This window comes from Nostoc sp. FACHB-110, assembly GCF_014697425.1.
In the GTDB taxonomy this organism is placed as follows: domain Bacteria; phylum Cyanobacteriota; class Cyanobacteriia; order Cyanobacteriales; family Nostocaceae; genus Nostoc_B.
Genome location: NZ_JACJRU010000019.1, coordinates 71,568 through 98,212 on the forward strand (window position 1 = coordinate 71,568; position 26,645 = coordinate 98,212).

Here is a 26,645-nt window from a genome sequence, read left to right on the forward strand (position 1 = left end):
TATATAAAAAAATTAATTTTTGCAAATTATATTCATTAATTTTGGCTGGCTCTAAAACCGCGAAACCCAAGAATATCATACTTTTCAGTGCGATTTAATTTCATTAAACTGATAAAACTTAAGAAAATGTGAATTACATTTTTCTCTAAAAAAAAATGATATGTTGTATACAGAATTGAATTTCGCACGTATCTGGAGTAGTACCAAGAAATCTGCTCCAGTTTTTCCCCCTAAATCCTTTAGCCATCAAGGTTTCTGGCTAGGTTTAAGGGGTATTTGAGTACAACTTTTTGTATCCTGAAATTAGCAGCAACCCGCCTCAAAGCCTTGCTGAGATTAAGCTATAGCTGAGTACAAAGAAATCCTAAACCCCACTCGAAAAATACAAGAACCCTGACCGAAAAATACTAGAACCCCTACCCGAAAAAAAAATTTATAAACTTTTTTATAGCTCTCTATTCAGGTTTGCAGATTTGAGTACAAACCTAATAAATCCAATAAATTCTATCCAAAAATAACCACAGCCTTGCTCAAAAACGGCTGCTATAAATCATATATCGCCAATCACCAATGGCTCGAAACAAAACAACAAGCCAAAAGTGAGTGGAGGGATGAGATAGCACCATGCCTCGGTGAATCGAAGTCACGGCTTTCCACAGCAACTCTACCCCCAACCAAAAAGTTGACACACACCAGCCGAAACACAAGGATTCATAGCCTGCCACAATCAGCAAAGTTCCCGCCAAGCGGCTTTGCTACAACCCAAGGATGCACTCCTGCGGGCAGTGTGAAAGTCGTGACTTCCATTCTACTAGGGCAAATCAAATAGCAACGGCATCTCCCACAGTGGCAGCTTAGTCCACCGACATTTGCGAAATTCAATGACACCACAGGTTACAGGCTCCTCCGTTACTGAATCGACACCTACCCAAGCAAAATCTGGTGGTTGCGGATGCGACAGCAAAAGCAGCGCCACCGTGGAAATGGACGAAAAGCTCCAAGAACGCATTGCTAAACATCCCTGCTACAGCGAAGAAGCTCACCACCATTACGCCAGAATGCACGTTGCAGTTGCACCTGCTTGCAACATTCAATGTAACTATTGCAACCGCAAATATGACTGCGCCAACGAAAGCCGTCCTGGTGTAGTGAGCGAGTTACTTACACCTGAAGAAGCAGCCCACAAAGCTTTAGTCATCGCTGGCAAAATTCCTCAAATGACAGTTTTAGGAATTGCCGGCCCAGGCGATCCCCTCGCCAACCCCGAAAAAACTTTCCGCACCTTTGAGTTGGTTGCAGACAAAGCACCAGATATCAAACTGTGCTTATCAACCAACGGTTTGATGTTAACTGAATACATCGATCGCATTAAACAACTAAATATAGATCACGTTACTATCACCCTAAATACCATCGACCCAGAAATCGGCGCGCAGATTTACTCTTGGGTTCACTATAAGCGCAAGCGTTACAGAGGCATTGAAGGAGCCAGAATTCTGCTCGAAAAGCAGTTAGAAGGCTTACAAGCTTTGAAAGAAGCCGATATTTTGTGCAAAGTCAATTCCGTGATGATTCCCGGAATCAATGACCAACACTTAGTAGAAGTCAACAAAGCCATTCGTGAACATGGTGCATTCCTGCACAACATCATGCCGTTGATTTCTGCACCCGAACACGGCACACACTTTGGTTTAATCGGTCAACGCGGCCCTTCACAAACAGAACTCAAGACCGTTCAAGACCAGTGCGCCGGCAACATGAAAATGATGCGCCACTGCCGTCAATGCCGTGCAGATGCCATTGGTTTGTTGGGTGAAGACCGCAGCCAAGAATTCACCAAAGAGAATTTCTTGGAAATGACACCAGAGTATGACTTCAGCAAACGTCAAGAAGTTCACGAAGGTATTGAGAAATTTAGAGAAGAAATTAAAGCAGCTAAAGAAAAGGCAAAATCAGGCAAGCAGCAAGCAGCCAACAATCCTAAAATCTTAGTTGCAGTCGCCACCAAAGGCGGCGGCTTAGTGAACCAACACTTCGGCCATGTCAAAGAATTCCAAGTTTACGAAGTTGACGGCCACGAAGTTCGCTTTATCAGTCACCGCAAAATTGATCAATATTGTCAAGGTGGATACGGTGAAGCCGCCACCGCAGAGAATATCATGAAGACAATTGCAGATTGTAAAGCAGTATTGGTTTCTAAGATTGGCAACTGTCCCAAAGAAAAATTGCTCACAGCTGGCATACAGACCGTTGAAGCATACGACGTAATCGAGAAGGTTGCTTTAGAGTTTTACGAACAGTACGTCAAAGAACAATAGGAAGTATGAAGTATGAAGGCTGAAGTATGAAAATTCTACTGCTCCGCAGAATGGAGTTAATGAATTAAAGATTAAAAATTTCACACTTTACACTTCATACTTCATACTTCATACTTCACACTTCATACTTTCTTCTCTCATTCGCAAGGAGAATAATCATGGCTTATAAGATTACCAGCCAATGTATTTCTTGCAATCTCTGTGAGTCTGTATGTCCTACCGGAGCAATTAAAGTGGAAGGGTCACGCCACTGGATTGAGTCCGAACTCTGCACAGACTGTGTTGGTAGTATTCACACAGTACCTCAATGCAAAGCTGGTTGCCCAACCTGTGATGGTTGCGTTAAAGAAACAAACGATTATTGGGAAAGCTGGTTTGCTAAATATAACCGTGTCGTCGGGAAGTTAACAAAAAAACAAGATTATTGGGAACGTTGGTTTGACTGTTATTCTCAGCAGTTTATACTATCCAACGAAAAAATATTAAAAAGTCAAAAGGTAATCCTATAAATAAATCCAGCGGCTTGTTTTCTTTTGCCTTGTTCTGTCAAATCATCTTACCTAATTGTTGTGAGCGACTCAAAGCCGTCAGCACTGCATCAGCAATCACAGTTCGCATTCCACCTTTTTCTAATTCGTAAAGACCAGCAGCTGTGATGCCTCCAGGACTCGTAACCTTATTACGTAGTACTGCTGGATGTTCATCAGTTTGCAACATCAGTTCTACACTGCCAGCAATTGTGTGTAAAGTTAATTCTTGAGCTTGTGCGCGAGTTAAGCCTATCTGTACCCCAGCATCAATCATGGCTTCAATGTAGAGAAAGATAAATCCGGTTCCGGCACTGCTCAAAGCCGTGGCCATATCTAGGTAGTGTTCGTTGTGAGTTAGGAACTCTTGACCTAATGCTTGTAAAATGGTTTGAGTCTGCGATCGCTGTATTTCTGTCACACTTGATGATGCACTCCATACTGTAGTTCCATGACCAACTTGGACTGCAATATTGGGCATAGTCCGGACAATCGCAGCATGATTCAAACCCTCGCGCAGAGATTGAATGCTGGCTCCACCAATAATACTAATCACTAAAGTATCAGATGAAATCTGACCTTTAAGCAAAGCCATAACGGAAGTTAATACCTGCGGCTTCACTGCAAGTATGACAATCGCAGCACCTTGTATAGCATCTAGATTGTTCGTTGTAGTACGTACATTATATTCTCTTTCTAAATGCAGACATCGTGTACTAAGTGGATCGCTAACAATAATTAGCTCAGGTTTTGGTACAATTTTTGTTGATAATAATCTACTAATTATCATCTCTCCCATTATCCCACCACCAATCAAAGCTATTTGTAAATCTTCTAGCATATCACCTCTTAATGTTTTTATTAAATTGATATATTTGTGTTTTAAAGATTATCGCTGATCAATCAAATTTATTCACCAAATTCCCTTGGTTATTCAACTAATATTCGGTTGAATTACAGCTTTTAATACAGAACCTTGCTCTACATCTAGTAAGGCTTGATTGATTTCTTCTAAAGTGTATGAACGACTAATAAGATTTTCCCAAGCAATATTTTTTCTAGAAATACTATGACGTTTTAATAATTCAATCATTCGATAAAAATGGCTAAAGTCAATTCCCCAAGTGCCACGAATATCTATATGTTTTAAATTAATTTCTAAGTGGGGATTGATGAGAATCTCACCAGTATTAGTGTAATGTCCGACAATTACATAACGACCTCCATTTCTGGTCATCTGCAAGCCTTCTTTGACAGCAATAGGAACACCTGTGGCTTCAATAGTCACATCAGCACCATGTCCTTGGGTCAATTCCAAAACTCGCTCTAGATGTTGTTGTGGGTCATCAGTGTTAATTGCCAGGGTTTCATCTATACCAAAAGATTTGGCAACGGCTAATCGACTTGCAAATTTATCAATGACAATGACTTTACCCGCACCAGAGAGCAAAGCGAGAATTGCTGCACTTAACCCCACAGGGCCACAACCTTGCACTACAACAACATCACCAATTTGAATCTGCGCTCTATCAACAGCGTGGAGTGCCGTTGGTAAAGCACATCCTCCAGCAATAAATTGTTTTGGTGAAACTTCTTCTGGCAAAGTGAGAACTTTCACCCCTGGCTTCAGGTAAACTACTTGAGACCAACCCCCTAATAAACCCTCTTTGGCTGAGTAGGTGACACCATAAACCTTGCGTTGGGGGCAGCGTGTAGATGCTTTAGCTACTAGACAATACCAACAGTTGTAGCAGGTTTCGTGGACATCCAAAAAAGTAGCGATCGCCCCAGGCTGAATTAATTTACCATTGACATCAGTAACCTGTCCCCCTGTTTCTAACACACGGCCAACTGTGAAGTGTCCAGGAATAATTGGATACGGCACTCCCTCTAAACGCCCATGTAGTAAATGTACATCAGTCCCACAAACTTCACTATATAAGGTTTCAATAATGATTCCGCCCTTTTCCAGAATTGGGTCTGGAAATAGTTGCAGTGTCACCGGTTGTTTAGGTGCAGTTATCACAGCTGCTAAGGGCATGAATCATTTCCTCACTTATCAGTTATCAGTTATCAGTTAGCAGTTATCAGTTATCAGTTAGCAGTTGTCAGTTAGCAGTTATGTATTTATCCTTGGGCTATAATTTCCACCATAGGCCTTGATAACTGTTTATTGTTTACTGATAACTGTTGACTGTTAACTGGTTTAAGACCAAAAAATAATTTCACCGCTAGGAAGTAGACCAATCATAGAGGTAACGGCTAAACGTTGTCCATTCATTGGCTCCACATAGTGAAAGTTGCTTGTATTAAAAATCAATACATCGCCGACATAAGGTTGGAAAGCTATCATGTCTGCATCTTTGACTACGGTATCGCTATATCCGTAAGAGTCAAGTTTATATTGATCATCTTCTGGTGTACCACGGCGATCGTAAATGCAAGTTTTACCTTGATTATTATCAGACAATTTCAAGTACAAAGTCCAGGAAAGTTGGGTGGTAACTGTGCAAACTTCCCATCCAGATTGTTCTACTGGGGCAAAATCAATATGAAGTTGAGTTCCATTCTCAATTTTTCTGATCAAACCTGCATAATAGTTACCGTAGTTTGCTTCAGAAGCGATTCGCACCTTAGCTCCACAATCTCTAAACTTATCCATGATGCGCTCCAAAGGATTGAAGGAAGCTGCAAAAATAGAGTCTCTTAATTTAGATGCTTTTTCTACTTCTTGAAAGTAATCGGCTTTACCTATTTTATTATATTCAAACACTGTGATGCCAACTTTTTCAATTTTAGGAGTGACATCTTGATAAGCATTAAAAGTAAAAAAATTAGATTGCTCAGATAAAGTCGCACACTCTTCGTGCGTGGCAAATCCTTTAATGCGAATAAAAGGAATACGGTGTTCAATCAGTTGTTTTAAAGATTCGACTGTTAAGGGATATTCTTGTTTGTTTTCCCACAGTGTTGATTTAATTTGATTAAAAGCGGTTGTCATATTACAGTTCCTGGATATTAAATTGCAACTTTGGTTAAAAATCTAAATTCTTAGTTTTATTCAGCAATGCCATACTATGTTTTGCTTGCTGAATGCCAACTTCCAACCGTTCAGCTAATACTTAAACGGGATGTTCAGCAATTATCGTGATGTGTTTGCCTGGAGCAATATGGATGTCTACTAGTTCGCCAGTAAACTCACTCCAGTTCATACTGTCGAGAAATGAAAGTTTCTACTGATTTGTTGTTGTTAATATTTACTTATCGTGTTGTGTTTTATTGATCAGCAGAGAGATGATGCCATTTTTAGCAATAAAATGCAATGTCATTTAAGACAGTTAAGAGAACAGGAAATAGGAATTTAAGACAGTTAAGATGTTTAAGAAGAAATTTAAGACACTTAAGTACGAGATCGCATTTCCTAAGTCTGCCAAAAAGTGCTAATTACCAAGGAATTCCTGAAAATCCGAAATTTTTCGTGGAAATAGGATATTTTTGTGACTCTAGCTTATATTTTCGTCTAAGATTTAAATTTGTGTATTAGCGATCGCTGACCAATCAATCGATATTTTCTAGTTTTTATGGGTGCGGTGATCGGGACTGGTACAGACACTAATTTGTTTTGACCCATCAGCTATCTATTATTATGGGTGATTTGCCAGACTTTATGAGGATTTACATATGAAAACGAAAAACCAAGTGTTTGGGGAAGAGTATAAGGGTGGGTGGATGTCGAGGATGTATTGAGCCAAAACCTAGTCACTCTATACGCTTACACCCAGCCTCAACAGATGATCTTTGTGAGTAAGTCATGTTTATATAATTTATAAATCAGGCGTTGCATAAATGCGGGATGAATTTAGATGTTTAACAAAAATAAAATATTGATTCTTTGCGTCTTTGCGCCTTTGCGCGAAACATCGATAGTTAACCTTGCTAAAAATGCTTAATTCATCCCGCATTTATGCAACGCCATTTTTATATTTATAAAAATAAACTAATATCTCCTACCATCAGAATTCTGCCCAGTTTCTGAATATTCTCGGCGAATTGCTTGGAGCAGGTGAGCCATGTTGACAACTTAGCCGCAGATGTACTCATACAATCTGACAGTTTGTCGTGAGCGATCGCGACTCACTTGAATAACAGCACCCAGAGCTTCATGACCCGCAACTTGGATTAATAGAAAAATAATTAGTGGAGATCAACGCAAATCACCATATTCACCTAAATCTTTTTCTCTCAGAATTTGCCCCATTTTCTGATACTCTCGACGCACAGCACGAATTAAATGCACCATCTCGATTACTTCCCCATCATCTGCGGCTAAAAAGGCTGCTGTCAGTGCAATATTGCGAATATTAGCCCCAGTAATTTCAAAATTCTGTGCCAGGAATTCTAAATTCAGATTGGGGCTACAGGGGGCATTTTTGGGGAAAATTCTCTGCCACATGAGGTGACGATTTTTTGGATCTGGTAAGGGAAACTCAATAATAAATCGGAGGCGACGCTCAAAAGCCGCATCCATATTACTACGGAGATTTGTAGTTAAAATGGCAATACCTTCATACTCCTCCATTTTTTGTAATAGATAACCTACTTCGATATTGGCGTAGCGATCGCGTGCATCTTGCACCTCAGAACGCTTACCAAATAAGGCATCTGCTTCATCAAAAAACAGGATGGCGTTAGAATTGGTAGCAGCAGTAAAAATGCGATTGAGGTTTTTCTCTGTCTCACCGATGTATTTACTGACTATTTGCGACAAATCTATTTTATACAGGTCTAGTTGCAGTTGATGGGCAATGACTTCAGCCGCCATCGTTTTACCTGTACCGGAAGCACCAGAAAACAGCACATTTAGACCTTTTCCTAAAGATAATTTAGCCGCAAAACCCCATTTTTGATGTACTAAATCTCGATATTCTGCTTCTTTACAAATATCTTTGAGTTGTATGATTTGGTTGGGATGCAAGACAATATCATCCCAAGTATATTTCGGTGTAATTTTATGGGCGAGCTTGGCTAAATCGTGACCAGATTGAGCGCGGGCTGCATTACATAAGTTGAAAAATGATGATAGTGGTTGATCTGGATTTTGCTGGTTATTGTTTTGATTAGATGCAGTTGTGATGGATTGCCAACGGGCGGTATTATAGGCAGTGGCAACAGCATCGGCAATTTGGTCGGGAGTGAGCAAAAAGCGATCGCTCAACACATCTAACTCTCTATCCTCAAGGGTGATTTGCGCTGCTTGCAGGTGAGTGAGCCAATATTCTCGGCGTTGGCTAGATTCGGGAATGGTAAAGGTGACTGTAATTAACCCCTTTACACCTGTGGCTGTGGGTATCCAATTTTGTACCCCAGCGAGGATGGTAATCCCCCGATTTTTCTCTAATTCTCTGAGGAAGGATTGATAGAGAATTTGATGTTCTGGGAGGTAGAGAATATCAAAGTTATCGATATACAGCAAATAGTTGAAAAACCAAGCTTCTCGCCACAATAATTGTAGTTTCTCCTCAAACTGAGTTTTATCCTCTACCATTCGTGCTAAATCGGCGATTAATAAAGGAACATCTAGGGAATTGGCGAGAGTTTGGGCGGTGCGGCGTTTACCAGTGCGATCGCTTCCTTGAAAATAAAGCAGTAGGGGTTGTTGTTTTTCCCAGTCTTGTTTCACTAAGGCGGTTAGAGATGTTTGTACATCTGCTAAAAGAGATAAATTATCGAAATCTTTCGTCGGTTCTAGAAGTTGACAATCAGAAGCGAGTCGGGAATCTAACCCCGGTTGATTTAGAAGCAATCTTACCACTTGGGGGTCGAGGATGAGACGATGAGCAAGCAGTGTAGATTGCTGTTGCTGGGGTTCTGGGTAGAGATGGAGTAGACGGTGGTGGATTAGAGGTGCATTGGTAGTAAAATGCTGACGGTGTGATAGTTTTTCGGGAATGGTAGCACAGAGCAAGTTTAAGACCATATCTACGGTCGGTCTTTTATTGCTCATCTCATCTTGGAGATAAGTATAGATCCGTTCATAGTGACGGTCTAATTCTGGTGCGAGGGAAATAGCGAGTATATCTAAGTCAAAGGCAGATAAGTTAAAAGTTTTTTGTATCCATGCTAAGAGCGAATCTGACCGAATTGTAATTGGTGTTCGTTCTGGTGAGATTTCCGTTTTTTGCAGCCATGAGACACCCAGTTCTCCCTCTGCTTTTTGCTGAGATTGGAGAGCAGATATAGCCTGTTGGATTAGCCAATCTAAACGTTGCAGGAGAGGTTGTAAGCCATTTAAATCTGGAGTAATTTCTGTCATCATCAACTCTAACTAATAACGTCGATCCCTTCTTCTCCGATCCCTTATTGTCCCATTGGGGTCGAGGAGTACACGCAAGATCGCCTCGTCTACTTCTGCTGGGGTCATATCTTGAAGTGACAATGTTCCTCCTGAGGGATGGGCATTCACCCATTCATGTTGAACTTCTTCTATTTCTACGTGATACATACCTTCTTGTGCGTTGCGAATGCTCACTGGATTCATCCCTTCATCTGTCATCTGTTGTTCTGTATTCGCATCTAAAATCCTTTGGTCGTGTGAAAACAGATCATCCCGGGGTTGACTGTCAACTTGCATTAAGGCTCCATCGCTGTGGGTCTGCCTGATCCGACCAGTATTGATGACTGAATTCCCTTCCGCGTCCACTGTTCTTTGCCCGAAATACATAGTTGGAAGCCGACCCGATTCGGATGTATTAAAGATACGATTCTCAGGTGAAAGCACATCCAACATTGGTAACGCCTGACTTACTCTTTCATTGTGTATCATCGCTGTAGCCTCATCTATCGATGAGATCCTCGGAAAATTGTGGAATCCATACGGTGCTCCCCTACCGAAATGCAAGGGAAGAGCTTGAAATGATACCAACCGTGCGTCTCTCTCTGCTGCTTCTGCCTCTTGCCTAGAGTCGAATGAACTGTTTGGAATTAACGTTGAAAACCATCTTGGCGGGTTGCTATTTGGTACTAGTATTACCTGCCTTTGTATCATTTCAGTGACATTCACTGGCTTCTTTATCTCTTCGCTAACGGGTTTACAGAGCGGATTCTTGTTTATTTGTCTCGCTTTATTACCTATCGCGTCCGCTTCCCTCTCCAACCCCTCATCTTCATTAATATGTACTCCCGACCTCTGCATCGTCGGTTTTACCCGTTCCTGCATCTGTTGTACAACGTGCCATACTTCATGGGGTAAATGCTTTTCCTGCCCTGGCGCAACATAAATATCTGTCCCTTGCGTGTAAGCTAATGCTTGTAATTGGGCAGGTTTAAAGGAATTATAATGAACCTTAACATCATCAAGGGAATATCCCGATAGATTTTCTACTCCGGCTTTCAAGTTATCTGGCAATCCGGTCTTATTTTCTGGCTGCACTTCAGACACATCAACATCATCCTTTCCCTTCGCCTGTATTGGTGCGCCCACTTGTCCCACATTACCCCAAAGCTGGGCAGAAATCCCCTGAAACTCAGGAACCCAAGGCGTTTGCTTTCCTGCCAAAATCTCTTTTGTTGACCTAGAACCGATCGCACTTTCTAACTGCTGTCTCTCATCCTCACTGACGCTATTTGAGTCATGTTGCACTCTCTGCACCACTGAAGACAATGATCCATAACTCCGACTGGGTGCAATCTCTTTACTGATTGGCTTTGACCAAATTGAAGGGGAAGTTTTCTTTGATACTCGTTTACCGTACATAGGTCATCTCCTGCGTTCTTTCTATTTTTTATCTTGATTTGCCTTCCAACGCGCCCTCGGGTTCTGGTGATGAGATGTTGGTTTGCTTTTGCGACGGCCAGTCGCCGCGTTTTTGTCCCCTTTTATATTCGGGTTTCCAGTTTTCCATGGACACTCGTCAGTATTGTGTTCCTCACTTTTACAGTAGTGGCATTTAAGCTGAATTACTCCTCTACCGCCTTCATCTCCATCCGCCTTCGCTTGAACAAGTGGGAATTGCGCCCTGAGTCCTGTTTGTGTAGAGCAACTAAAACATCCACATCCCTTGGCGTGGCGGGTGGCAGGTTCCTGTGTTAGTGGCGCTACGCTATTTTTGTGCAACTTCCCTTCATCCTCTTCCACACTCCGGCGGTCAATCGGCTCAAACTGGTCTTGGCATAACTCCTCTTTCTCATGACCAAAGCGCTGCACGGTGGTAAACTTCCTTTGCAACAATTCCTTTTCATCCTCTATTCCTTTTTGTTGCAGCGTCTCCAACTTGCTATCCAGGAGTGCGCCTTCCTCGGTATCATCTTCGAGTTGTGCAGCCTTAACTGCCGCTTTTGCCCCCATCACATCTGCTTCCCGTTCCAGTCCCTGATCATCATTAATTCCTACTCCCTTCGCCAGCATCGTTGGCTTTACTCTTCCCTGCATCTGCTGCACAACATGCCATGCTTCATGGGGTAAATGCTTTTCCTGTCCTGGCGCAACATGAATATCTGTCCCTTGGGTGTAGGCTAACGCCTGCAACTGTGAGGGTTTAGAGGAATTGTAGTGAACCCTCACATCATCCATCGCCATCCCAGAAAGATTTTCTATCCCAACTTTCAGGATATCTGGCAATCCGGTCTGATTTTTTTGCTGCACCTGTGAAACACCAATATCATCCTTTCCCTTCGCCTGTATTGGTGCGCCCACTTGTCCCACATTACCCCAAAGCTGGGCAGAAATCCCCTGAAACTCAGGAACCCAAGGCGTTTGCTTTCCTGCCAAAATCTCTTTTGTTGACCTAGAACCGATCGCACTTTCTAACTGCTGTCTCTCATCCTCACTCACGCTATTTGGGTCATGTTGCACTCTCTGCACCACTGAAGACAATGATCCATAACTCCGACTGGGTGCAATCTCTTGACTTTTTGCCATTGAACGCACAGACGGTGAAGCTTTTGGCGATATTTGTTTTCGGTACATAGTCATCTCCTGCATCTTGGCTTTTTTTGCTAGATTCGTGACTTAGAAAGTATTAATTACACACATTGTTTTCCTCTTCCCTATCCCCTTGATGAATTCAATTTTTCACCCTAATTAATCAAGTGAGAAATATTTAACCAGATAAATCTACAAGGGCTAAAAGCTAACTCTAACTTCTAGCCCAAATCCAAACCAATTTAGGCGTTATTGTGGCTCAATTCGCGTTCTTGAGTATTGTTTGACTCTGTGCTAAAGTTGCCTAATTCTTCTTCCAAAACTTGTATTGCGCCACTAATCCGCAACATTTTATCGCGCAGATTTGCTTGTTGCACTTCAAAATCTGCCATAACTTTTTGTCCAGATGCAAATTCAGCTTTGAGTTCCGCGAGGCGTTTTTCTAATTGTTCTTTCATGATTTAATTAAGTTCCTTTGATTTTTACATTCATCGACATAAATGTCCCTGTACCGGTATAGTGGGGGGTAGCATCGGGAATCGGACTAGGTATATTTGGTTGTTGTGCGGGAACCATCACTTGAAATTTAGCCTTAAAAGTTGCACCTTTAAGCAGCATTGGTTTCCCACCTGATTTAGTCTTTTTGGCTTTTTGGTTCCCCGCTAAAGATTCAATAGAGAGTATTCCCACCCCAGGGATACTATATTGGGGGGTCATATAGGGACAACCAGGGACGATAACTTTTTTTTCGTCACCATCAACACAGACTGGTTTTTGGTTAATTTTATCCTTCCCTGTGCCGATTAAATCCCCTGGACGCACGGTGACAATTGCTTGTCCAAAGGTGGGGTTAAACATGGCTTTATCGCCTGTGATGAGAATGAAGTCAGACATTGTTTGATTCGTAGATGATTATCAATTCTTGGTAAATAGTAATTTATGTTAAGTCAATTTTTCTATTTGGCTTTGTTGTTCTTGAATTTGCATTAGTAAAGTCGAAATCTGTTCTTGTTGCTCCTTAATCGCTTCTATAAGAATTGGAATAAATCCTGTATAGTTAACAGATTTCATTTTGTTAGGTCCAATTTCTACCAGTTCTGGAAAGACAGTTTCTACTTCTTGAGCAATTATGCCAATTTGTGGTATTGTACTCTGCTGGCTATCTTTCCATTGAAACTCTACACCTCGTAATAAAACAATTTTTTCTAAAGATTTCCTTAAAAGATTGATATCTTTCTTCATGCGTATATCTGAACCATTGGCAACACCACTACGACACCATAATTTCTCTGCTGCAAAACCACCATAATAATCTTTTGGTACAGTTGGAGACTTAAGCCTCAACCAATCGTCATTTGCTTCACCATCCCCATCACCTGACAGTAGCCATTTATCACCCAACTGTAATTTGGAGGTTTTTGTAGTTCCTTTTACCTCAAGTTTTGCTGCTGGATTATTTGTGCCAATTCCCACCCCGCCAGAAGGCATCAAGGCAATATGATCTTGTGGATCATTTGATGTGCCAATTTCTAAAGTCAACTGTTCTTTGAGTCCCGCGTCAGTGGAATCAGGGTTGCGTGAGTAATAGCGTATCCACGCTGCATCGCCGCCACCACCACCAGGATCTTTAGGGAACATAATACCGTTGTTTTCTGTGCTTCCAGCACTGGGTTGTATCGCTCCTTGGATTAATATATTCCCATTTTTTGCGATGGTTAGCTTTTGATCGCTAGCTCCATCTAATGCAAAAGAAAACGAGCCATCCCCACGAACGCCAGCATCCCAATAAGAACCGGTTTGTATTCCTCCACTACGTCCATAACGAATTGAAGCTCTGTTGTCTCTCCAAGTAATATGGGGATTAGATAACATAATCCCTGCTGCTCCACCTGCTCCAATTGTCACATATTGAGTAGTTCCATCTCCCCATTCAGATGTCGTATTTACAACCAATTTATTCCATGAACCCGCACCACCTGTGTTAATCGTCAAATTTCCGGTAACTGTTAAACTTCCAGCCAAAGAAGAAGCTCCTGTTCCGTTAACCGTTAAATTACCTTTAATAAAAGTATTTCCGGTCTGACCTTCAACAGCAAATAAGGCATCCCAGTTAGTAGACCACAAACCAAATTCTCGACTTTGATGAAAATGAATTCCGTATCCTGCTTTTTTAAAAACTCCTCTACTAGAACCATGTTTAAGTAAACCTTCATCCCAATTTTTATTGGTATCTCTATACCAAGTTACTCTAGGCCATTCATCTTGGTCAGCATCGCTAAATCCGCCTAATTGAGCAGATCCATTGACTGTTAAACTACCTTGAATCAACTGATTACCTTGTACATTTAATTTGTATTCACCAGGATTATTTGTACCAATGCCAACATTACCAGTATTATTGATATACAAGGCTGTACTTTTATTTTTTTCAGATCCTACTCGGATATTTAACCCATTGTTAACATTCAACTTAGCTCCATCCCATGCTCCTTCATTATCGATGTTTGAGTAGTTATTATACAGTGCATGGTTGTAGTCTCCTGCTGTAGCTAGAAATAATGTACCGCGCTTAAGATTGTCTACTGCAAGCGATAAATTTTTTCCGGTGATATTACCACTGACGGTTAAACTATTAACAGTTAAATCACCAGTAATCGTTCCAGAGGTAATTTTATCTGCTGATAAGCTAGGAATTCGTGCAACATCTAATACGCCAGAGGTAATATTTTTTGTATCTATGGTTCCTGAAATTGTTCCAGCAACTGATAAATTACCATCTGGAGTTAATTTCATTACTTCACTTCCAGAAACAGCGCCTCCAGAACCTGCATAAATAAATCGCAAGTTATCTTGTGGATCGTCACCCCAAGCAATTATGGCATCTTTGCGGTTATCTCCTTCATTCTTTAAACCGATAAATAGATTGTCGCTATCCCAAAAAATCTTCATCCCTTTCGTCATCCACTCACGATTTCCACCAGTATTTTTGGTGTAAGGTGTATCACCAATCGCTAATACATTTGTGACCGCACCATTACTACATTGAAAATTTCCATTTACAGTTAAATCACCCTCGATTTTTAAGCTACCTGTTAAAACTGCTAGGTTGGGATTAGTATTTCCAGCAGAACGAAGAGTTAAAGCTTGACCACTAGAATTTGGTAGGGATAAACCTGAATATTCTCTCAAAATAGTATCAGGAGTAATGGTATTATCCTTAATGGTCAATTTTGCCAACTTGACACCATTTGCAGGAGTTGTAACTGCAAATCCTATTTTGGGATTTTCAACCCAACGAGTATTGCTATCTGCTACATCTTTTTGCTGTTGATTTTGTTTGTTTTCATCATATTGGATGTAGAGTTCACCGTCAGTAATATTCTTAAAGTCAGAAAATGTACTTTCTTGTTTTAAAATAATCAGATTGCCATCTTTATCTATAGCCGAACCTGATGTAATTTTTACGGATTTTGAAGTTGTATCAAATTTAACTTCTATTCCTTCTATAATTCCTGAAATATGAAGACTTTGATTATAGTAGCGTTGGCGATCGCTAAAATATCTATGCTGAAGTTCAAAGTCATCTTCTAGCAAATATTGACCAGGAAAATAGTTAGGACGTTCGTTAGTAAAGTTAGTAAAATCAGTGGTGTTAGACATGGTTTTCTCCTTGAAATTTTTTTTCTATTTGACTACTTGTTCCTAAAATAGTTGGTATTGTTTGTGCAACAATTTTTCCTTGGTCATTATGTATGGTTTCATACATAATTTCTCCTTTATCATTGACCCAGCAAATTTGTAAAATATCTTCCAGTGGAACGGCTGCAAGATGAAAGGTTTGCTCTAGTAACTTATAAGTAGATAAACGCTGATTTAAGTTGAAAGATACTTGAACAATTACTTTGCCGACAATCTCAGCGTTGTTAAGATTTTTGATAGTTACTGCTAACTTATCTATAGTTTGCAGAAATTGTTGGTAGGAGAGGACGCGCTTAATTGTAATTTTATTACTATCTATAATGGTTGCTGGTGTTAATAAATGAAAATCAGATAAATCATCTTGCAGGCGCACTGTAATTTTATTGAGTAAATCTGTGGTGATGGTATCCGGTTTGGTAATTTCCACAATAGCGGCAAGTTCTAGCTTTTCAATCAGCGCAATTATATTAGGTTGTAATTCTTGAATTTTTGGTGGTTCAAATATCTGAAAGCTATAGGGTTTAGTCCAAACATATTCTGTCAACTTCATCCCCGGTTGTTTCGATTTACTAGCTGGTTGAAAAATTGTATTACCAGCAATAATTTCTTTTTTTTCATTTTGAATGCAAATTTTGAGAACTGGTGATAACTGTACATCATTTTCCGCTACAAGTATATTTTCAAAGTCCTTATCATTGATTGAAAAATGTAGCTTCACAGTTAAATTACCAATAAACTGTTTATCGATTCGATTTGATAGTGTTACATTAAATCCAGCTAGGTTTTCTTGTAAATTCTGATAAGTTAAATTTTGTTTAACAGAAAAAAATTGATCGCTAACAATAATTTCCGGTGAGTAAGGAGTAATAATTTTTGAGTTCCCTTGAATTTGAACAACTAGCTGTTTAGCCAATTGGGTAATAGGAACACTATTAACGTTATTGGGTGTAATTGTAACTTCTATAGCAAATTTTTGATTTAATGGCGGTGCAAATAATTTGAAATAATAAGCAACGTACGATTGCTTAGTTAGCTGCATCGTTGGTACAAGAATTTTTAAGCTATAAAATGTATGTGCTGGTTTTTCTTGGTCAATAATTGCTTTGGCAATTTTAGCCTGTCGCCAATACTTATCAGGATCGCGGTCATTTAAAGTTAGTTGAACTTGAAAATAATTAGGAAAATTTTCAAATTCATCGAAGACATCAACTGTTTTACCAAATCCAGATTTTTCTAAATAAATTTGCAATGTTTCGATTAATCCTTGCTTTGTACCCCGTAATTGATACAGAGGAACAATTTGTTGAATAAACTCTCTTTTAACTTGTTCTGGCCAATCGTCTCGTAAACTTAAGGCTACCCAACTTGCTAACCAAGGTAAAAATTCTTCTGGGGTATCTCTCGGATTGAAATAAAGGTGAATATTATCAATAATTTCTTCTAATCCTGGAATGTCTTGGGTATTAGCTGTAATAATTTGCTCTTTGCTAGGGCTTTCACTTAAGCCACTGAGAATTTTTTCAAAACCCAGCAAAAATTTCCCAATAAAAATATCTTTTTGGAGAATTGCTGGTAAATATTGATGATAGTTACTAACTAATTCAAATTGGTTTAAGTTCATTGCTAAATGCTACCAATATTTTAAATTTACTATTGTTAATATCGAATTTAACTAACTGATTATCTTGTAAATAAACGTCAGATTCAGACTGATTAATTTTTAGGGCTTTGACATAATCTACACCCTCTAAATCATCTAATAACTTATATAATGCTGAACGATATACACTTTGACCAAAAGGCCATCCTTTTCCCTGCCAATATTTTTGTGAATTCAGAGGTTCAAAAAACATCTCTACTTCTTTTTCTGCCTGTTTTCTGACATTTTCTGGTTTGGCACCATCCTGAAGCACTAAATTTGCATCTATAGTTAAAGATACATAATCAGCTTCTACGATATGTAGGCGTGTAGTTAAAAGCTTACGTCCGTTGAGAAAGTCTAATAATTTTTGATATTTATTTTTTTGCTGATTTTCTTTGCTATTATTTTCGGGAACTACTACTAAACTAATATGCCCCTTAGCAGAAGTTGCATTTGACTCTAAATTTCGAGATGCTAGACATTTAACTCGTGCAATTTTTACAGCATCAGCATTATGTAATTTATTCCAATCCACAAGTACCAGATTTTCAAAATCTTCTGGGGTAACGGCTCGATAAACTTGGCGTAATTTTAATAAGGTATTCTGAATTTCGGATTGCAAAATTTGTTGTCGCTCTTGGTTAGGAATATTAATAGGTAACTGCCACGATTCTTCTCTCAGTAAATTCACAAAACTGACATAATTTTCATCAGTAATTTGATTTACTCTATAGAGAACCATTTCTGTTAACCATGCCAATAATTCAATCAGAATAATTCCCGTATCTGTAGGATTATGATCTGTCCAGTCTGGATATTCTAAAGGAATCTGAGCAATTGCCTCTTCCACTAAGTCGTTATAAGTGCGATCGTCAAGGTTGGGTAAGGGTAAAGCCACTTTTTTTCCTCCGCAGTCAAAATCATCAATTTAAAAGTTAGCTAAGATTGATGTTGTGTTGCCCAGAATAAATTACACAATCAGCACTCAATGATGAATCGGTGTCTTTTGGAACTAACTCCACCGAATTAACATGATCCACTCCCGGAATAGATTGAATAATGGCGTAAATATCTGATTCTTTTGGGTAACGTCCAAATTGCCATCCCTCCCCTCTTCCGCCGGTTAAGGGATGGAGAAAAGTTTCTAAGCGTTGTCTAACACTGTTTCTCACCAAGTCTGCGCTTTCAAGAGACACAGGAGTTATAGTTGCAGTTACAGTAACTTCTTGCCATTTTGGGGCTGTCACTAATAAATCTACCGTCGCTGCACAACGAGAACGGATATAGGTTTCGACTTGCTCTAGCAAAGCTAAACTAGGGGTTGGTTGGCGATCGCTACTATGGGGCAAAATAATCAATTTAACTTGTCCTGCACGCTGGTTAATTTCCTCGATTTTTTTGCGAATTTCTGGCGATTTATCTGCAAATGATACATCTGCTTTGGTAGGTTCTAGCCAAAAGTCTTCTGTCAATGAACTAAAATTCACCGTCATCAGATCTGGTGTAATCACTTTCACCCTTGCTACCTCTGTAGAAGCTTCATAAGCCAAGTCTGCAAAATCCTCAATAGTGACAGCGCGATCGCGGTGACGTAATTGCTTTGGTACTCGTTGCTTGAGACGATCTAAAGTTTCCTGTTCAGCCCCACCTGCTGCTGCTTCCAGGTTAATTACCCGATCAATATAGGGAATAGTAGTTTTCAATTGGCTAATGGTTTGTGCAGAGACGTTACCCTGTTTACCTCCTCCAGTTCGATAAAAAGACAGGCGAATATTATTACGTCCTCTCGGGGGAATCATCCCAGCTTGTCCATTCCCAAAGCGAATTTCCCCAGTTTGACGATCCAAAATATAATGGCGATCGCTCGCACTAGAACCGTAAAAATCTGGTACTTCCTGCCAAACTACCCAAATCTCTTCAATTTCTCCTAAATTATCTCGAATTACTTTGACGAGATCGGGTTCTATTTGGGAAGGAATGTTGACTTCTTGGACTTCTAACTGCTGTCCTGACAAAATAGGAGTATTTTTGGCAACAAAAACCTGATTTGCTTCGTAGTTACTTGAACCTAAAACTTCTGCTTGTAAACTAATTGCTTGAACTGCCCAAGTAGTATTAGTTAACAAGCGACGTAGACGAGGTTTAACCCGAAAATTACCTGCAACCCAACGCACTCGTAACCAATATAATTGTTTTCCAAAGGTTTCTTTCTGACTAAAGTCTGCGGGAGCAACAAATTGAATCAAACCTCGTTGAAAAAATGCCTGAGTTTCATCTTTTACTCCTAACCTTTGCCAACCAAAGGTGCTAGAATAATCCCAAACTAATTGAGGTTTTTCTAACAGATTATTATCTGATAATTCATTTGGTAATGGTGGCTCGACTTGAGCATAAAGAGTAACTGTTTTATTCTCGAATGATTGATCAAATCCGAGATAGAGAGTAGGTTCTTTATCTTCGGTTATTACAAATGGTTGAAATGATTGTTGTGGTTGTACATAAGTATAGATAAAATCATTCTCAGCAGAATAAATAGCCTGTTCTTTTACAGTAAAATCGTAGCTTAATTTTAATGACTTAATCAGAGGCGGATCGTAAGTTTGTGGGATTGTCTCAATCAGTATTGCCTTACGCATAATACGAGTTCCTACCTCTAAACTGCTGTTCAAAGTTGGGGTGTTTAGGATCAGTTTATTATTCTCTGGCTTTTCTTTAATTTGATTTTCTTCTGAAAATCCCTTATTTAAAGGGATAATCCGAATTTTATCACCCTGTTTAAATAAATCGATAGTATCAACTTCAATTTCGCTGACAGTTGCTGTAGTTGCCTTTTTAATAACTGCTAAATCATCATAAATAGGATATGTACGCTCACTTGCGGCTTTGCCATAATGACCATCAATGATGCGTGCGCGAATCCAATAACGAGTTTTTCCATTCACGCTACTAGGAGAAGGGAGATTTTTTTCTGGGAATTGTAAAGTTGCCTGGATAGTATTTTTATTAGTAAACTGAAGTGCTGAAAAATCTGCTATCCAGCTTATTTGATTATTATTAGCTGTAGCTGCTATTTCTTCCCATACTTGACCGTTGCCAATTTCCCAACTAATTTTTAAATTACTTGTATTGATAGGCTTACGACTTAAAATTATATCAAATGTAACCTTGACATTCGGCTTAATAAATGTGTCATGTAAAGCTATATAAAATGTATCATTAAGTTCCGGTTGTTCACCAAAAGGATAGAAATCTTTGCTGATATCTAAAGGAGTAGCATTAAATAAGCAAACTTCCGGAATTAAATTAGATTGTGTGACTGTTATACTACCTTGAATATTAGTAACTTGAGGTAAATTGCCAGACAGAGAGGATATATTAGTTAAACTGGCTTGCAAGCATCTTGCTGTTTGTTCGTTTATTTTATAAAAACTTGGAATAGGTAAATTAGTAAAAATAAATTGATTATTTTCATATTTTGGGCTATGTTCTAGTTTTTCCCATTGAGAACCATCCCAATAAGACCAATTCAGGGGTAGATTTTGAAATTGATTGGTGCTATCAACAATAGTTAGTTTTAGTTGTTTTAATTCTGGTAAATTAAAAATTTCCGGACAACTTATATAAAGAGAATGGGGAATCGGGCGATCGCCAGTAAAAGCTAAGAAGGCTGCATCTTTTTTGCCTGTGGCTTCCAAAGTGCGCTCCGCGTAGCGGATCTCGGAGAGATCGCTATACTTATCCTGACTGGGTTCGCGCACGAATACTGCTTTTAATTCCGTCGTTGTGACAACCAGTTCCCGATCCGTTTCAAATACGATTTCCTCATCTGAACCCTCTGCGGGTGGTGCAGAAATTTGAGTATGAGCAGGAACTAAGCCATCTGTGGGACTTCCTTCTGCTAAATAAAAGGTTAAAGGAACTTTCGCTGGTTGAGGGGGTTTGAGTTCTCCGCCGATTAAATCTAGGAAAGCCAGGAAATTTTTTTCAGGAACTTGGTTGAGGCGATCGCTTACCACCTTCAGCATCTTAGCAAAGATGCGAATCAAAGCTTGACCAACATCAGTTTCTACCTTAACCTTGACCTTGACTCTTCCAAGTTGTTCAATTTTTTTAGCTAGATATTCATCTATTACTGTACCTGATTTAATATCACTGCCTATGTCTTCTGCTAATGTTCGAGCAATCCAGTTTTTTCGCTCAACTTCAATAATACTAGGTGGTTGTACCTTAATTTTTACTTGCTTCAACCCATCAATTTGACTAATCTTTTGCGCTAAGGTTCCATCTATGAGAGTATTTCTCGTTGCTAGTAATACTTCTACTGGCTTGTTTTCCTTAATTTTAACAATGCTTTGAGCAATTTCTTCAGTAACTAATGTACCTTTTTTGATAAAAATATTACTTAAATCAACGTCTTCATTGAGAATTTTACCGACTAAATTAGCAATTTTTGGTTCAACTTTAATCGGAATATTTTCATTTAGAATAAGACCAGATAACAATTCAGACTTTGAATCAATTTCTATTGCTCCAGGGGGCTTCCATCCTCCTTTTGGTTCTTTTATGCCATTGGTATAATCTTCAGCAAATGCTTCGATTTGCCGAACAATCTCCTCATAAGTACGCTGGTCAATTTTGGGAGGTAAAGAAGTCATAAACAATCACTGTATATAAAAAGGATAAACCAAATTAAAAATATTATTTGTTGTGCGAATTTGATAATTTATTTGAATTAAAATCACATTTGGTTGACTTGGATCAGGAATTGCATCCACATCTAAAACATCAATGCGAGGTTCCCATTCAATTAAGGCATCTTTGACATCACTGACAATTTGCCCAATTGTTCCTAAACTATTAGGGGCAAAGACCTTTTCGTGAATATCACAGCCAAAATCAGGACGCATAATCCGTTCCCCTTTAGCTGTACTCAGAATCATCCAAATTGAGTTACTCACAGCAGTTTCATATCGTGCCATCTCAATTTGACCCTGTTCATCTTTAATAATGGGTAGAGTCCATCCTATGCCTAAAAAATCAATTTCCATTACATCACCTCTAAAGCACCATCATTGACTTTAACTCCGGCTGCACATTTAATTTCTAAACCAGATTTGGCTTCTAATTCATACTTTTGATTAGCTTGAATGATACAGTTTTTACCTGCTGTCAATTGATAATTTTCTTGGGTTTTGATTTGCAAATTTTTACATTCAAGGGAAATATCATTATCGCTACTTTTTAATATAATTTTTCCTTTAGTGGCAATAGTTAAATCTTTCTCAACTTGAATATTCATGTTATTCTCTTTAGAATTAAACACAATTTTATTTTTACCAGTCTTGTCTTGAATAATAATTTGTTCTTCCCCATCAGTATCATCTAAAATAATCTGATGACCACTGCGAGACTTAATAATCCTTTGATTGTTTTTGCCATCATCATTTTTACCAGGTGGTTTATCTTGACCATTCCATAAAGCACCTAAAATGTAAGGGAAATGAATATCACCGTGTTCAAAAGCAACTAAAACTTCATCATCTACTTCTGGCAAAAAATAAATACCACGGTCATTTCCTGCCATTGGGGTTAAGACTCTTGACCAGCTACTTTCTTCTGCGTTAGATAAGTAAGGAAATTTTAATTTGACTCGTCCCTCTTTCTTTGGATCTTGATTGTTAGTTACTATACCAACTGTTACTCCATACAAACGAGTATTATCTTGATTGTGATTATTTATTAACAAATCTAATCCATTCATGTGGCGTTTCTCCTGACAGTAAATGAAGTTTTATAACCCTGATTTTGTATATAAAAATGTTCTACACTATTGAGATAATAAAGTCCACCAAATCTTTTACCAACACCAGAAATTTCAATTACTTTCCCGGCACGTAATTCAGGATTACCTTGACAAATGCCTTCACCAGTAATATAGGCAAGTACCATATTTTGAAACTGCCCTAAAGCTATGCTATCGGCTTCTTCTTTACTTAATACAGGTTGAATAACTATTGTCTGGCTAGATTCTCCAAAGGTTTTTTTAACTGCTTTAGCTCCAGATGTTGAACCTCCCATTGTGCCACCTTCTTGTCCTACCGATGCCTTACCTATTACTTCTTTCTTATCTTTAGGAATCCAACCTCTTACTTCTACTTTTTGTACCTGATTCATAGTGCTTAGTCGAGGTATAAATTCCTGTATTTTTTCTGGATAAGTGAGAGTCAAAAGTTTATCTTGTGTATTTTGATAGGGACGAAAATAGAGATTTTTTTTATCGATTGTTATTTCATAACCAATACGTTTAGCTCTCTCATTTAAAAACTCCCAATCTGTCTGATTATGCTGCAAAATATAATCTAGTATCACCTTACTATCAGTAATTTTTGCTGTCAGCCCGTTAGTTCTAGCAATTTGATTAACAACTTCACTATCCTTAACTTTTAGGAATGATTTTGTGTGTCTTCCTCGTAACAGCCGATGGCGGAAATCATGACCACGCACTACTAATATTGGTAACTCATCCAGGGTATATTCTGGTTCTAATCCTGTAATTTCTCCCAATATCACAGTTTGAATATCTTTTTCATACCCCATCTTAATTTCTACTTCATTACCAATATCAAATATATTGTCATCCACCCATGTAATTTGTTGTTTAACAATATCCCAAGTAACTAATTGCAACTCAAACATACTGGGTGCTTCCAAATCCTCAGATACTAATGCTGAGATCAAATCAGCCTCTATTTCTGCCTTGAGGGGTTTGCCTTGAACCAAAATTTGGAGACGAGGATTTAATGAAGAAGCGTCATTTGGCATGATTTACTGCTCCTGGTTCGAGTTAGTAATTCTCCAAGGAGGAATTGTTAACACAGTTCCAGGATTTAATATGCGTGGGTTATTCAACTTGTTTTCTGCCGCAATCACCCGCCATAAAGCGGGATCACCATATTCTTCAGTTGCAATACTACTTAAAGTTTCTCCCTGTTTAACAATTCTGACTGGATCATCAATGGGATTGAGAATTTTTGCCTTTTTTTTCGGCTCTCTCCACTCTTTAAATGTACAGTTTAAGGTGGCTCTGACGGGTGTACCATCCTCCAGAAAATGAGTTAATTTTTTAGTAACTCTTTCTAAAAAACCATCAGGTAATAAAATACTATCTTTACCGGATATAGTTCCCCAAATTAATTGGCAACGAGGCGGACGTTTAGGATTTGTACCAATACGCGGTTGAGTCAAACTAAAAATTTTGCGAGTATAGTTTTGTACATTTTCCGGCGGTAATCTCATTAATGTAGTATCAAAGAACAAATCTAGGTTGAGTTGAGTTAATTCTTTAGATGCTACCGGGCCATACTTTTGCATCGTCCAGCCTGTTTTGATAATTTCTACTTCATTAGGATTAAACAGAACTTTGAATTTATCAGCAAAGTCCCCTGGATTACTTTTTTCAGCTTTGATAGTTAATTTCTCTAAAGTCATCGATTTTTACCCCTGCGTTCACTTTCTATTACTATCCGACGCATAAGTTTACGTTCAACTTGACTAGCGATCGCATCAATATCAATATCAGTATTCTTAGTAGTTATAGAAGAGACTGAAGTTTTTGTTGAGGACACTGGAGGTGTAATGCTTCTAGGAGGCGATGAATAATCTGTATTAGATGTGGGATGGTGGTTAACTGGTTGGCTGTTACTTTTTGATGATGAGGTGATTTTAGCTAAAGGTAAAGGCGCAGATTTAGGTTTTAATGGTGTGTGATTGGTTGGAATAACAATAGTAAGAGGAAGAGGATTAATATTTTTTTGACTATGAGTTTGATTAGTTATTGTTTGTGCAGTGACTATAGGAAGTTGTTCAGTCGCTATTTCTGTGATTGTGTTTTTTTGCCGAATTACAGGAAAATTTTCGGCGTAATCACCTGATGATTTTGGTGGATAATTAACTAAAGTTTGTGATGTATAAGAATTGAGTATTAGATGCTCAATATCAGTTATGGGTAGGGGTTTAACTACCGGATTCTGCGATGCGGCGATCGCATTTTGATTTAACCCATTCTTTGGTAATGGAGAATTTAGTTCATCCAAAGAAGAGTTTATATTCCATCCTGGTTTAATATCTAATTTGCTAGGAGTTGGGAAAGTTGTTTGAACATTGCTCAAATTTGCGGTAGACGCTAGATAATTTTCTTTATCATTACCTGATGTTATTGAGCGATTGTTAGATAAAAGATTTAATTTATTAGCAATAGGAATGGATGACTGTGATTGAGAATTATTTTGGAGTTTGGCTTGAATAATCGGGATTAATTGCTGCTCAAGACGAGTTATAGACTGTGGTGTAATTATAGTGCTATCTGATGCAGCGAGTACCTTTTTATTTAAATGATTTGATTTAGTATTGATAGATAAAAATGATTGTGATGTAGAAGAATTTTGTAGCTGCCGCTCAATATTATTTATCGGTTGGTTTGTAATTATTTGACTATCTGTTGTAGCGATCACCTTTTGATTGAACAGATTTGATTCAGTATTTTGGATAAAAACAGGAGTGGGATTATCTGTTAATGCAACTTCTGATGGAGCGTGATTAATGGAAGTTAATTGTGACGAAACTAGCGGTGTGTCTGCTTGGTGAATTTGTGTTTTTGAATCCACAAATGAATTTGTTGTATCTAAAGAATGAGCAGTAGATATGAATTTTGTCATTGGTAATGATTCAGTAGTATCTAATTTTCTTTGAATTATAGTATTAGTTGATATAGGACTATTTAATCCATTCTCTCCTGGCTGTGCTTGCACCAAATTTGTAGGCTGTGCATAAACAATCGGAACTGACTCTGATGATAGAGTATTGGTGCTACCCCAACGTTGTATTTGCTGGTTGAGTAGGGGTAAGCGATGTAAAAAGCGATCGCAACGATTAATAATACGCTGACCCATCATCAAATTCATTATCCCTGGTTGATGTAAGGGACGAGTCAATCGATTTACCAACCTAGTATCTAGAGCGTCCTGCCAATTTGCTAAAGAATTTGCCATAATTTTATAACTTAGAAATTCCTTGATGCACCAGTTCAATTTTTTCTATAGCAATCTCGTCACTACTTGCATTAAACTGTGGGCCTTCCCACTTTACGGGATATGCTTTTTTAAAAGTCCACCACATGACTGGAATTTGCTGGTTATTAAGTAAAAGAATCGTCCCGTTTAACTGTTGAATCCATCCTTGGCTAGTAGCTTTATACCAGATATAAAATAAATCAATATTGACTAACCCGCGACTTAAAACCAAATTAGGATAAGTGGTATGTTTGGGGAATTTATGAATATAATCATTCAAACCTCCTTCCTCATAAGACTCCAAATCAATTTCGCTACTTAAACCGCTAACTTCACTAAAACCACCAACAACAACTCCACCAATTTCTACAGAAAAGTTATAAGCCATGTAGGGATCATGTCCCGCTAAACTGGCTGTTGAACCTGCGGCTAAAGCTGCATTGAGGGCGATAAGCTTGGGATTCATTTTCT

At 38.7% G+C, this 26,645-nt stretch carries 21 protein-coding genes; 2 read left to right on the forward strand and 19 right to left on the reverse strand.

All coding sequences use genetic code 11. The annotated features are described in order from the left end of the window. Window positions 1–530: 530 nt before the first annotated feature. The gene (locus H6G69_RS18285; protein WP_190690273.1) at window positions 531–746 is read right to left on the reverse strand and encodes a hypothetical protein; all 216 of its coding nucleotides are present in this window, start codon (window positions 744–746) and stop codon (window positions 531–533) included. A 135-nt stretch (window positions 747–881) separates the two neighbouring features. Between H6G69_RS18285 and nifB the strand changes: the two genes are divergently transcribed. After that, window positions 882–2,318, forward strand: coding sequence for a nitrogenase cofactor biosynthesis protein NifB (nifB, locus tag H6G69_RS18290; RefSeq protein ID WP_190690276.1), 1,437 nt, complete (start codon window positions 882–884; stop codon window positions 2,316–2,318). 158 nt (window positions 2,319–2,476) lie between these two features. Beyond that, window positions 2,477–2,827 carry a DUF362 domain-containing protein gene (locus H6G69_RS18295; protein WP_190690279.1) on the forward strand — a complete coding sequence of 117 codons (351 nt, stop codon included), beginning with the start codon at window positions 2,477–2,479 and terminating at the stop codon, window positions 2,825–2,827. 37 nt (window positions 2,828–2,864) lie between these two features. Here H6G69_RS18295 and proC read toward each other — a convergent pair whose 3' ends face one another. From proC to H6G69_RS18385, 18 genes are all read right to left on the reverse strand, one after another. Beyond that, complete coding sequence (proC, locus tag H6G69_RS18300; protein ID WP_190690282.1) at window positions 2,865–3,686, reverse strand: pyrroline-5-carboxylate reductase; 822 nt, start codon at window positions 3,684–3,686, stop codon at window positions 2,865–2,867. A 93-nt stretch (window positions 3,687–3,779) separates the two neighbouring features. Further along, window positions 3,780–4,886 carry a zinc-binding dehydrogenase gene (locus tag H6G69_RS18305; RefSeq protein WP_190690285.1) on the reverse strand — a complete coding sequence of 369 codons (1,107 nt, stop codon included), beginning with the start codon at window positions 4,884–4,886 and terminating at the stop codon, window positions 3,780–3,782. Between the two features lie 165 nt (window positions 4,887–5,051). Continuing rightward, window positions 5,052–5,846, reverse strand: a complete 795-nt coding sequence (locus H6G69_RS18310) for a hypothetical protein (RefSeq protein WP_190690288.1) — start codon at window positions 5,844–5,846, stop codon at window positions 5,052–5,054. Window positions 5,847–7,049: 1,203 nt separating this feature from the next. Further along, complete coding sequence (locus H6G69_RS18315) at window positions 7,050–9,161, reverse strand: ATP-binding protein (RefSeq protein WP_190690291.1); 2,112 nt, start codon at window positions 9,159–9,161, stop codon at window positions 7,050–7,052. 9 nt (window positions 9,162–9,170) lie between these two features. Then, window positions 9,171–10,598 (reverse strand): DUF4157 domain-containing protein, encoded by a 1,428-nt coding sequence (locus H6G69_RS18320; protein WP_190690294.1) that lies wholly within the window; start codon window positions 10,596–10,598, stop codon window positions 9,171–9,173. A 21-nt stretch (window positions 10,599–10,619) separates the two neighbouring features. Then, window positions 10,620–11,810: a DUF4157 domain-containing protein gene (locus H6G69_RS18325; RefSeq protein ID WP_190690297.1), complete on the reverse strand. Its 1,191-nt coding sequence runs from the start codon at window positions 11,808–11,810 to the stop codon at window positions 10,620–10,622. A gap of 197 nt (window positions 11,811–12,007) precedes the next feature. Beyond that, entirely contained in the window at window positions 12,008–12,223 is a 216-nt protein-coding gene (locus H6G69_RS18330) for a hypothetical protein (protein ID WP_190690300.1), read from the reverse strand. Window positions 12,224–12,230: 7 nt separating this feature from the next. Further along, entirely contained in the window at window positions 12,231–12,659 is a 429-nt protein-coding gene (locus H6G69_RS18335; RefSeq protein ID WP_190690303.1) for a hypothetical protein, read from the reverse strand. 48 nt (window positions 12,660–12,707) lie between these two features. Next, a complete protein-coding gene (locus H6G69_RS18340) occupies window positions 12,708–15,425 on the reverse strand; it encodes a tail fiber domain-containing protein (protein ID WP_190690306.1) in 2,718 nt (905 codons plus the stop codon). Next, window positions 15,418–17,085: a phage tail protein I gene (locus tag H6G69_RS18345; RefSeq protein WP_190690308.1), complete on the reverse strand. Its 1,668-nt coding sequence runs from the start codon at window positions 17,083–17,085 to the stop codon at window positions 15,418–15,420. The genes H6G69_RS18340 and H6G69_RS18345 overlap by 8 nt, the downstream gene beginning before the upstream one ends. Next, the gene (locus H6G69_RS18350) at window positions 17,066–18,004 is read right to left on the reverse strand and encodes a baseplate protein J (protein WP_190690311.1); all 939 of its coding nucleotides are present in this window, start codon (window positions 18,002–18,004) and stop codon (window positions 17,066–17,068) included. Before H6G69_RS18350 ends, H6G69_RS18345 begins: the two co-directional genes overlap by 20 nt. Before the next feature lie 37 nt (window positions 18,005–18,041). Further along, window positions 18,042–21,761 carry a putative baseplate assembly protein gene (locus H6G69_RS18355; protein ID WP_242072102.1) on the reverse strand — a complete coding sequence of 1,240 codons (3,720 nt, stop codon included), beginning with the start codon at window positions 21,759–21,761 and terminating at the stop codon, window positions 18,042–18,044. 6 nt (window positions 21,762–21,767) lie between these two features. Further along, the gene (locus H6G69_RS18360) at window positions 21,768–22,154 is read right to left on the reverse strand and encodes a GPW/gp25 family protein (RefSeq protein WP_190690314.1); all 387 of its coding nucleotides are present in this window, start codon (window positions 22,152–22,154) and stop codon (window positions 21,768–21,770) included. After that, window positions 22,154–22,867 carry a phage baseplate assembly protein V gene (locus H6G69_RS18365; protein WP_190690317.1) on the reverse strand — a complete coding sequence of 238 codons (714 nt, stop codon included), beginning with the start codon at window positions 22,865–22,867 and terminating at the stop codon, window positions 22,154–22,156. The genes H6G69_RS18360 and H6G69_RS18365 overlap by 1 nt, the downstream gene beginning before the upstream one ends. Beyond that, entirely contained in the window at window positions 22,864–23,928 is a 1,065-nt protein-coding gene (locus H6G69_RS18370) for a phage late control D family protein (RefSeq protein WP_190690320.1), read from the reverse strand. Before H6G69_RS18370 ends, H6G69_RS18365 begins: the two co-directional genes overlap by 4 nt. Window positions 23,929–23,931: 3 nt before the next feature. Continuing rightward, complete coding sequence (locus H6G69_RS18375) at window positions 23,932–24,594, reverse strand: LysM peptidoglycan-binding domain-containing protein (RefSeq protein ID WP_190690323.1); 663 nt, start codon at window positions 24,592–24,594, stop codon at window positions 23,932–23,934. Next, window positions 24,591–26,153: a hypothetical protein gene (locus tag H6G69_RS18380; protein WP_190690325.1), complete on the reverse strand. Its 1,563-nt coding sequence runs from the start codon at window positions 26,151–26,153 to the stop codon at window positions 24,591–24,593. The genes H6G69_RS18375 and H6G69_RS18380 overlap by 4 nt, the downstream gene beginning before the upstream one ends. 4 nt (window positions 26,154–26,157) lie before the next feature. Beyond that, a complete protein-coding gene (locus H6G69_RS18385) occupies window positions 26,158–26,640 on the reverse strand; it encodes a phage tail protein (RefSeq protein WP_190690328.1) in 483 nt (160 codons plus the stop codon). Window positions 26,641–26,645: the final 5 nt, after the last annotated feature.

Excerpts from the sequence above, each read along its gene's own strand:
- nifB (WP_190690276.1), top strand. The coding sequence starts at position 882 with ATGACACCACAGGTTACAGGCTCCTCCGTTACTGAATCGACACCTACC.
- H6G69_RS18295 (WP_190690279.1), top strand. The coding sequence starts at position 2,477 with ATGGCTTATAAGATTACCAGCCAATGTATTTCTTGCAATCTCTGTGAG.
- proC (WP_190690282.1), bottom strand. The coding sequence starts at position 3,686 with ATGCTAGAAGATTTACAAATAGCTTTGATTGGTGGTGGGATAATGGGA.
- H6G69_RS18305 (WP_190690285.1), bottom strand. The coding sequence starts at position 4,886 with ATGCCCTTAGCAGCTGTGATAACTGCACCTAAACAACCGGTGACACTG.
- H6G69_RS18310 (WP_190690288.1), bottom strand. The coding sequence starts at position 5,846 with ATGACAACCGCTTTTAATCAAATTAAATCAACACTGTGGGAAAACAAA.
- H6G69_RS18315 (WP_190690291.1), bottom strand. The coding sequence starts at position 9,161 with ATGATGACAGAAATTACTCCAGATTTAAATGGCTTACAACCTCTCCTG.
- H6G69_RS18320 (WP_190690294.1), bottom strand. The coding sequence starts at position 10,598 with ATGTACGGTAAACGAGTATCAAAGAAAACTTCCCCTTCAATTTGGTCA.
- H6G69_RS18325 (WP_190690297.1), bottom strand. The coding sequence starts at position 11,810 with ATGTACCGAAAACAAATATCGCCAAAAGCTTCACCGTCTGTGCGTTCA.
- H6G69_RS18330 (WP_190690300.1), bottom strand. The coding sequence starts at position 12,223 with ATGAAAGAACAATTAGAAAAACGCCTCGCGGAACTCAAAGCTGAATTT.
- H6G69_RS18335 (WP_190690303.1), bottom strand. The coding sequence starts at position 12,659 with ATGTCTGACTTCATTCTCATCACAGGCGATAAAGCCATGTTTAACCCC.
- H6G69_RS18340 (WP_190690306.1), bottom strand. The coding sequence starts at position 15,425 with ATGTCTAACACCACTGATTTTACTAACTTTACTAACGAACGTCCTAAC.
- H6G69_RS18345 (WP_190690308.1), bottom strand. The coding sequence starts at position 17,085 with ATGAACTTAAACCAATTTGAATTAGTTAGTAACTATCATCAATATTTA.
- H6G69_RS18355 (WP_242072102.1), bottom strand. The coding sequence starts at position 21,761 with ATGACTTCTTTACCTCCCAAAATTGACCAGCGTACTTATGAGGAGATT.
- H6G69_RS18360 (WP_190690314.1), bottom strand. The coding sequence starts at position 22,154 with ATGGAAATTGATTTTTTAGGCATAGGATGGACTCTACCCATTATTAAA.
- H6G69_RS18365 (WP_190690317.1), bottom strand. The coding sequence starts at position 22,867 with ATGAATGGATTAGATTTGTTAATAAATAATCACAATCAAGATAATACT.
- H6G69_RS18370 (WP_190690320.1), bottom strand. The coding sequence starts at position 23,928 with ATGCCAAATGACGCTTCTTCATTAAATCCTCGTCTCCAAATTTTGGTT.
- H6G69_RS18375 (WP_190690323.1), bottom strand. The coding sequence starts at position 24,594 with ATGACTTTAGAGAAATTAACTATCAAAGCTGAAAAAAGTAATCCAGGG.
- H6G69_RS18380 (WP_190690325.1), bottom strand. The coding sequence starts at position 26,153 with ATGGCAAATTCTTTAGCAAATTGGCAGGACGCTCTAGATACTAGGTTG.
- H6G69_RS18385 (WP_190690328.1), bottom strand. The coding sequence starts at position 26,640 with ATGAATCCCAAGCTTATCGCCCTCAATGCAGCTTTAGCCGCAGGTTCA.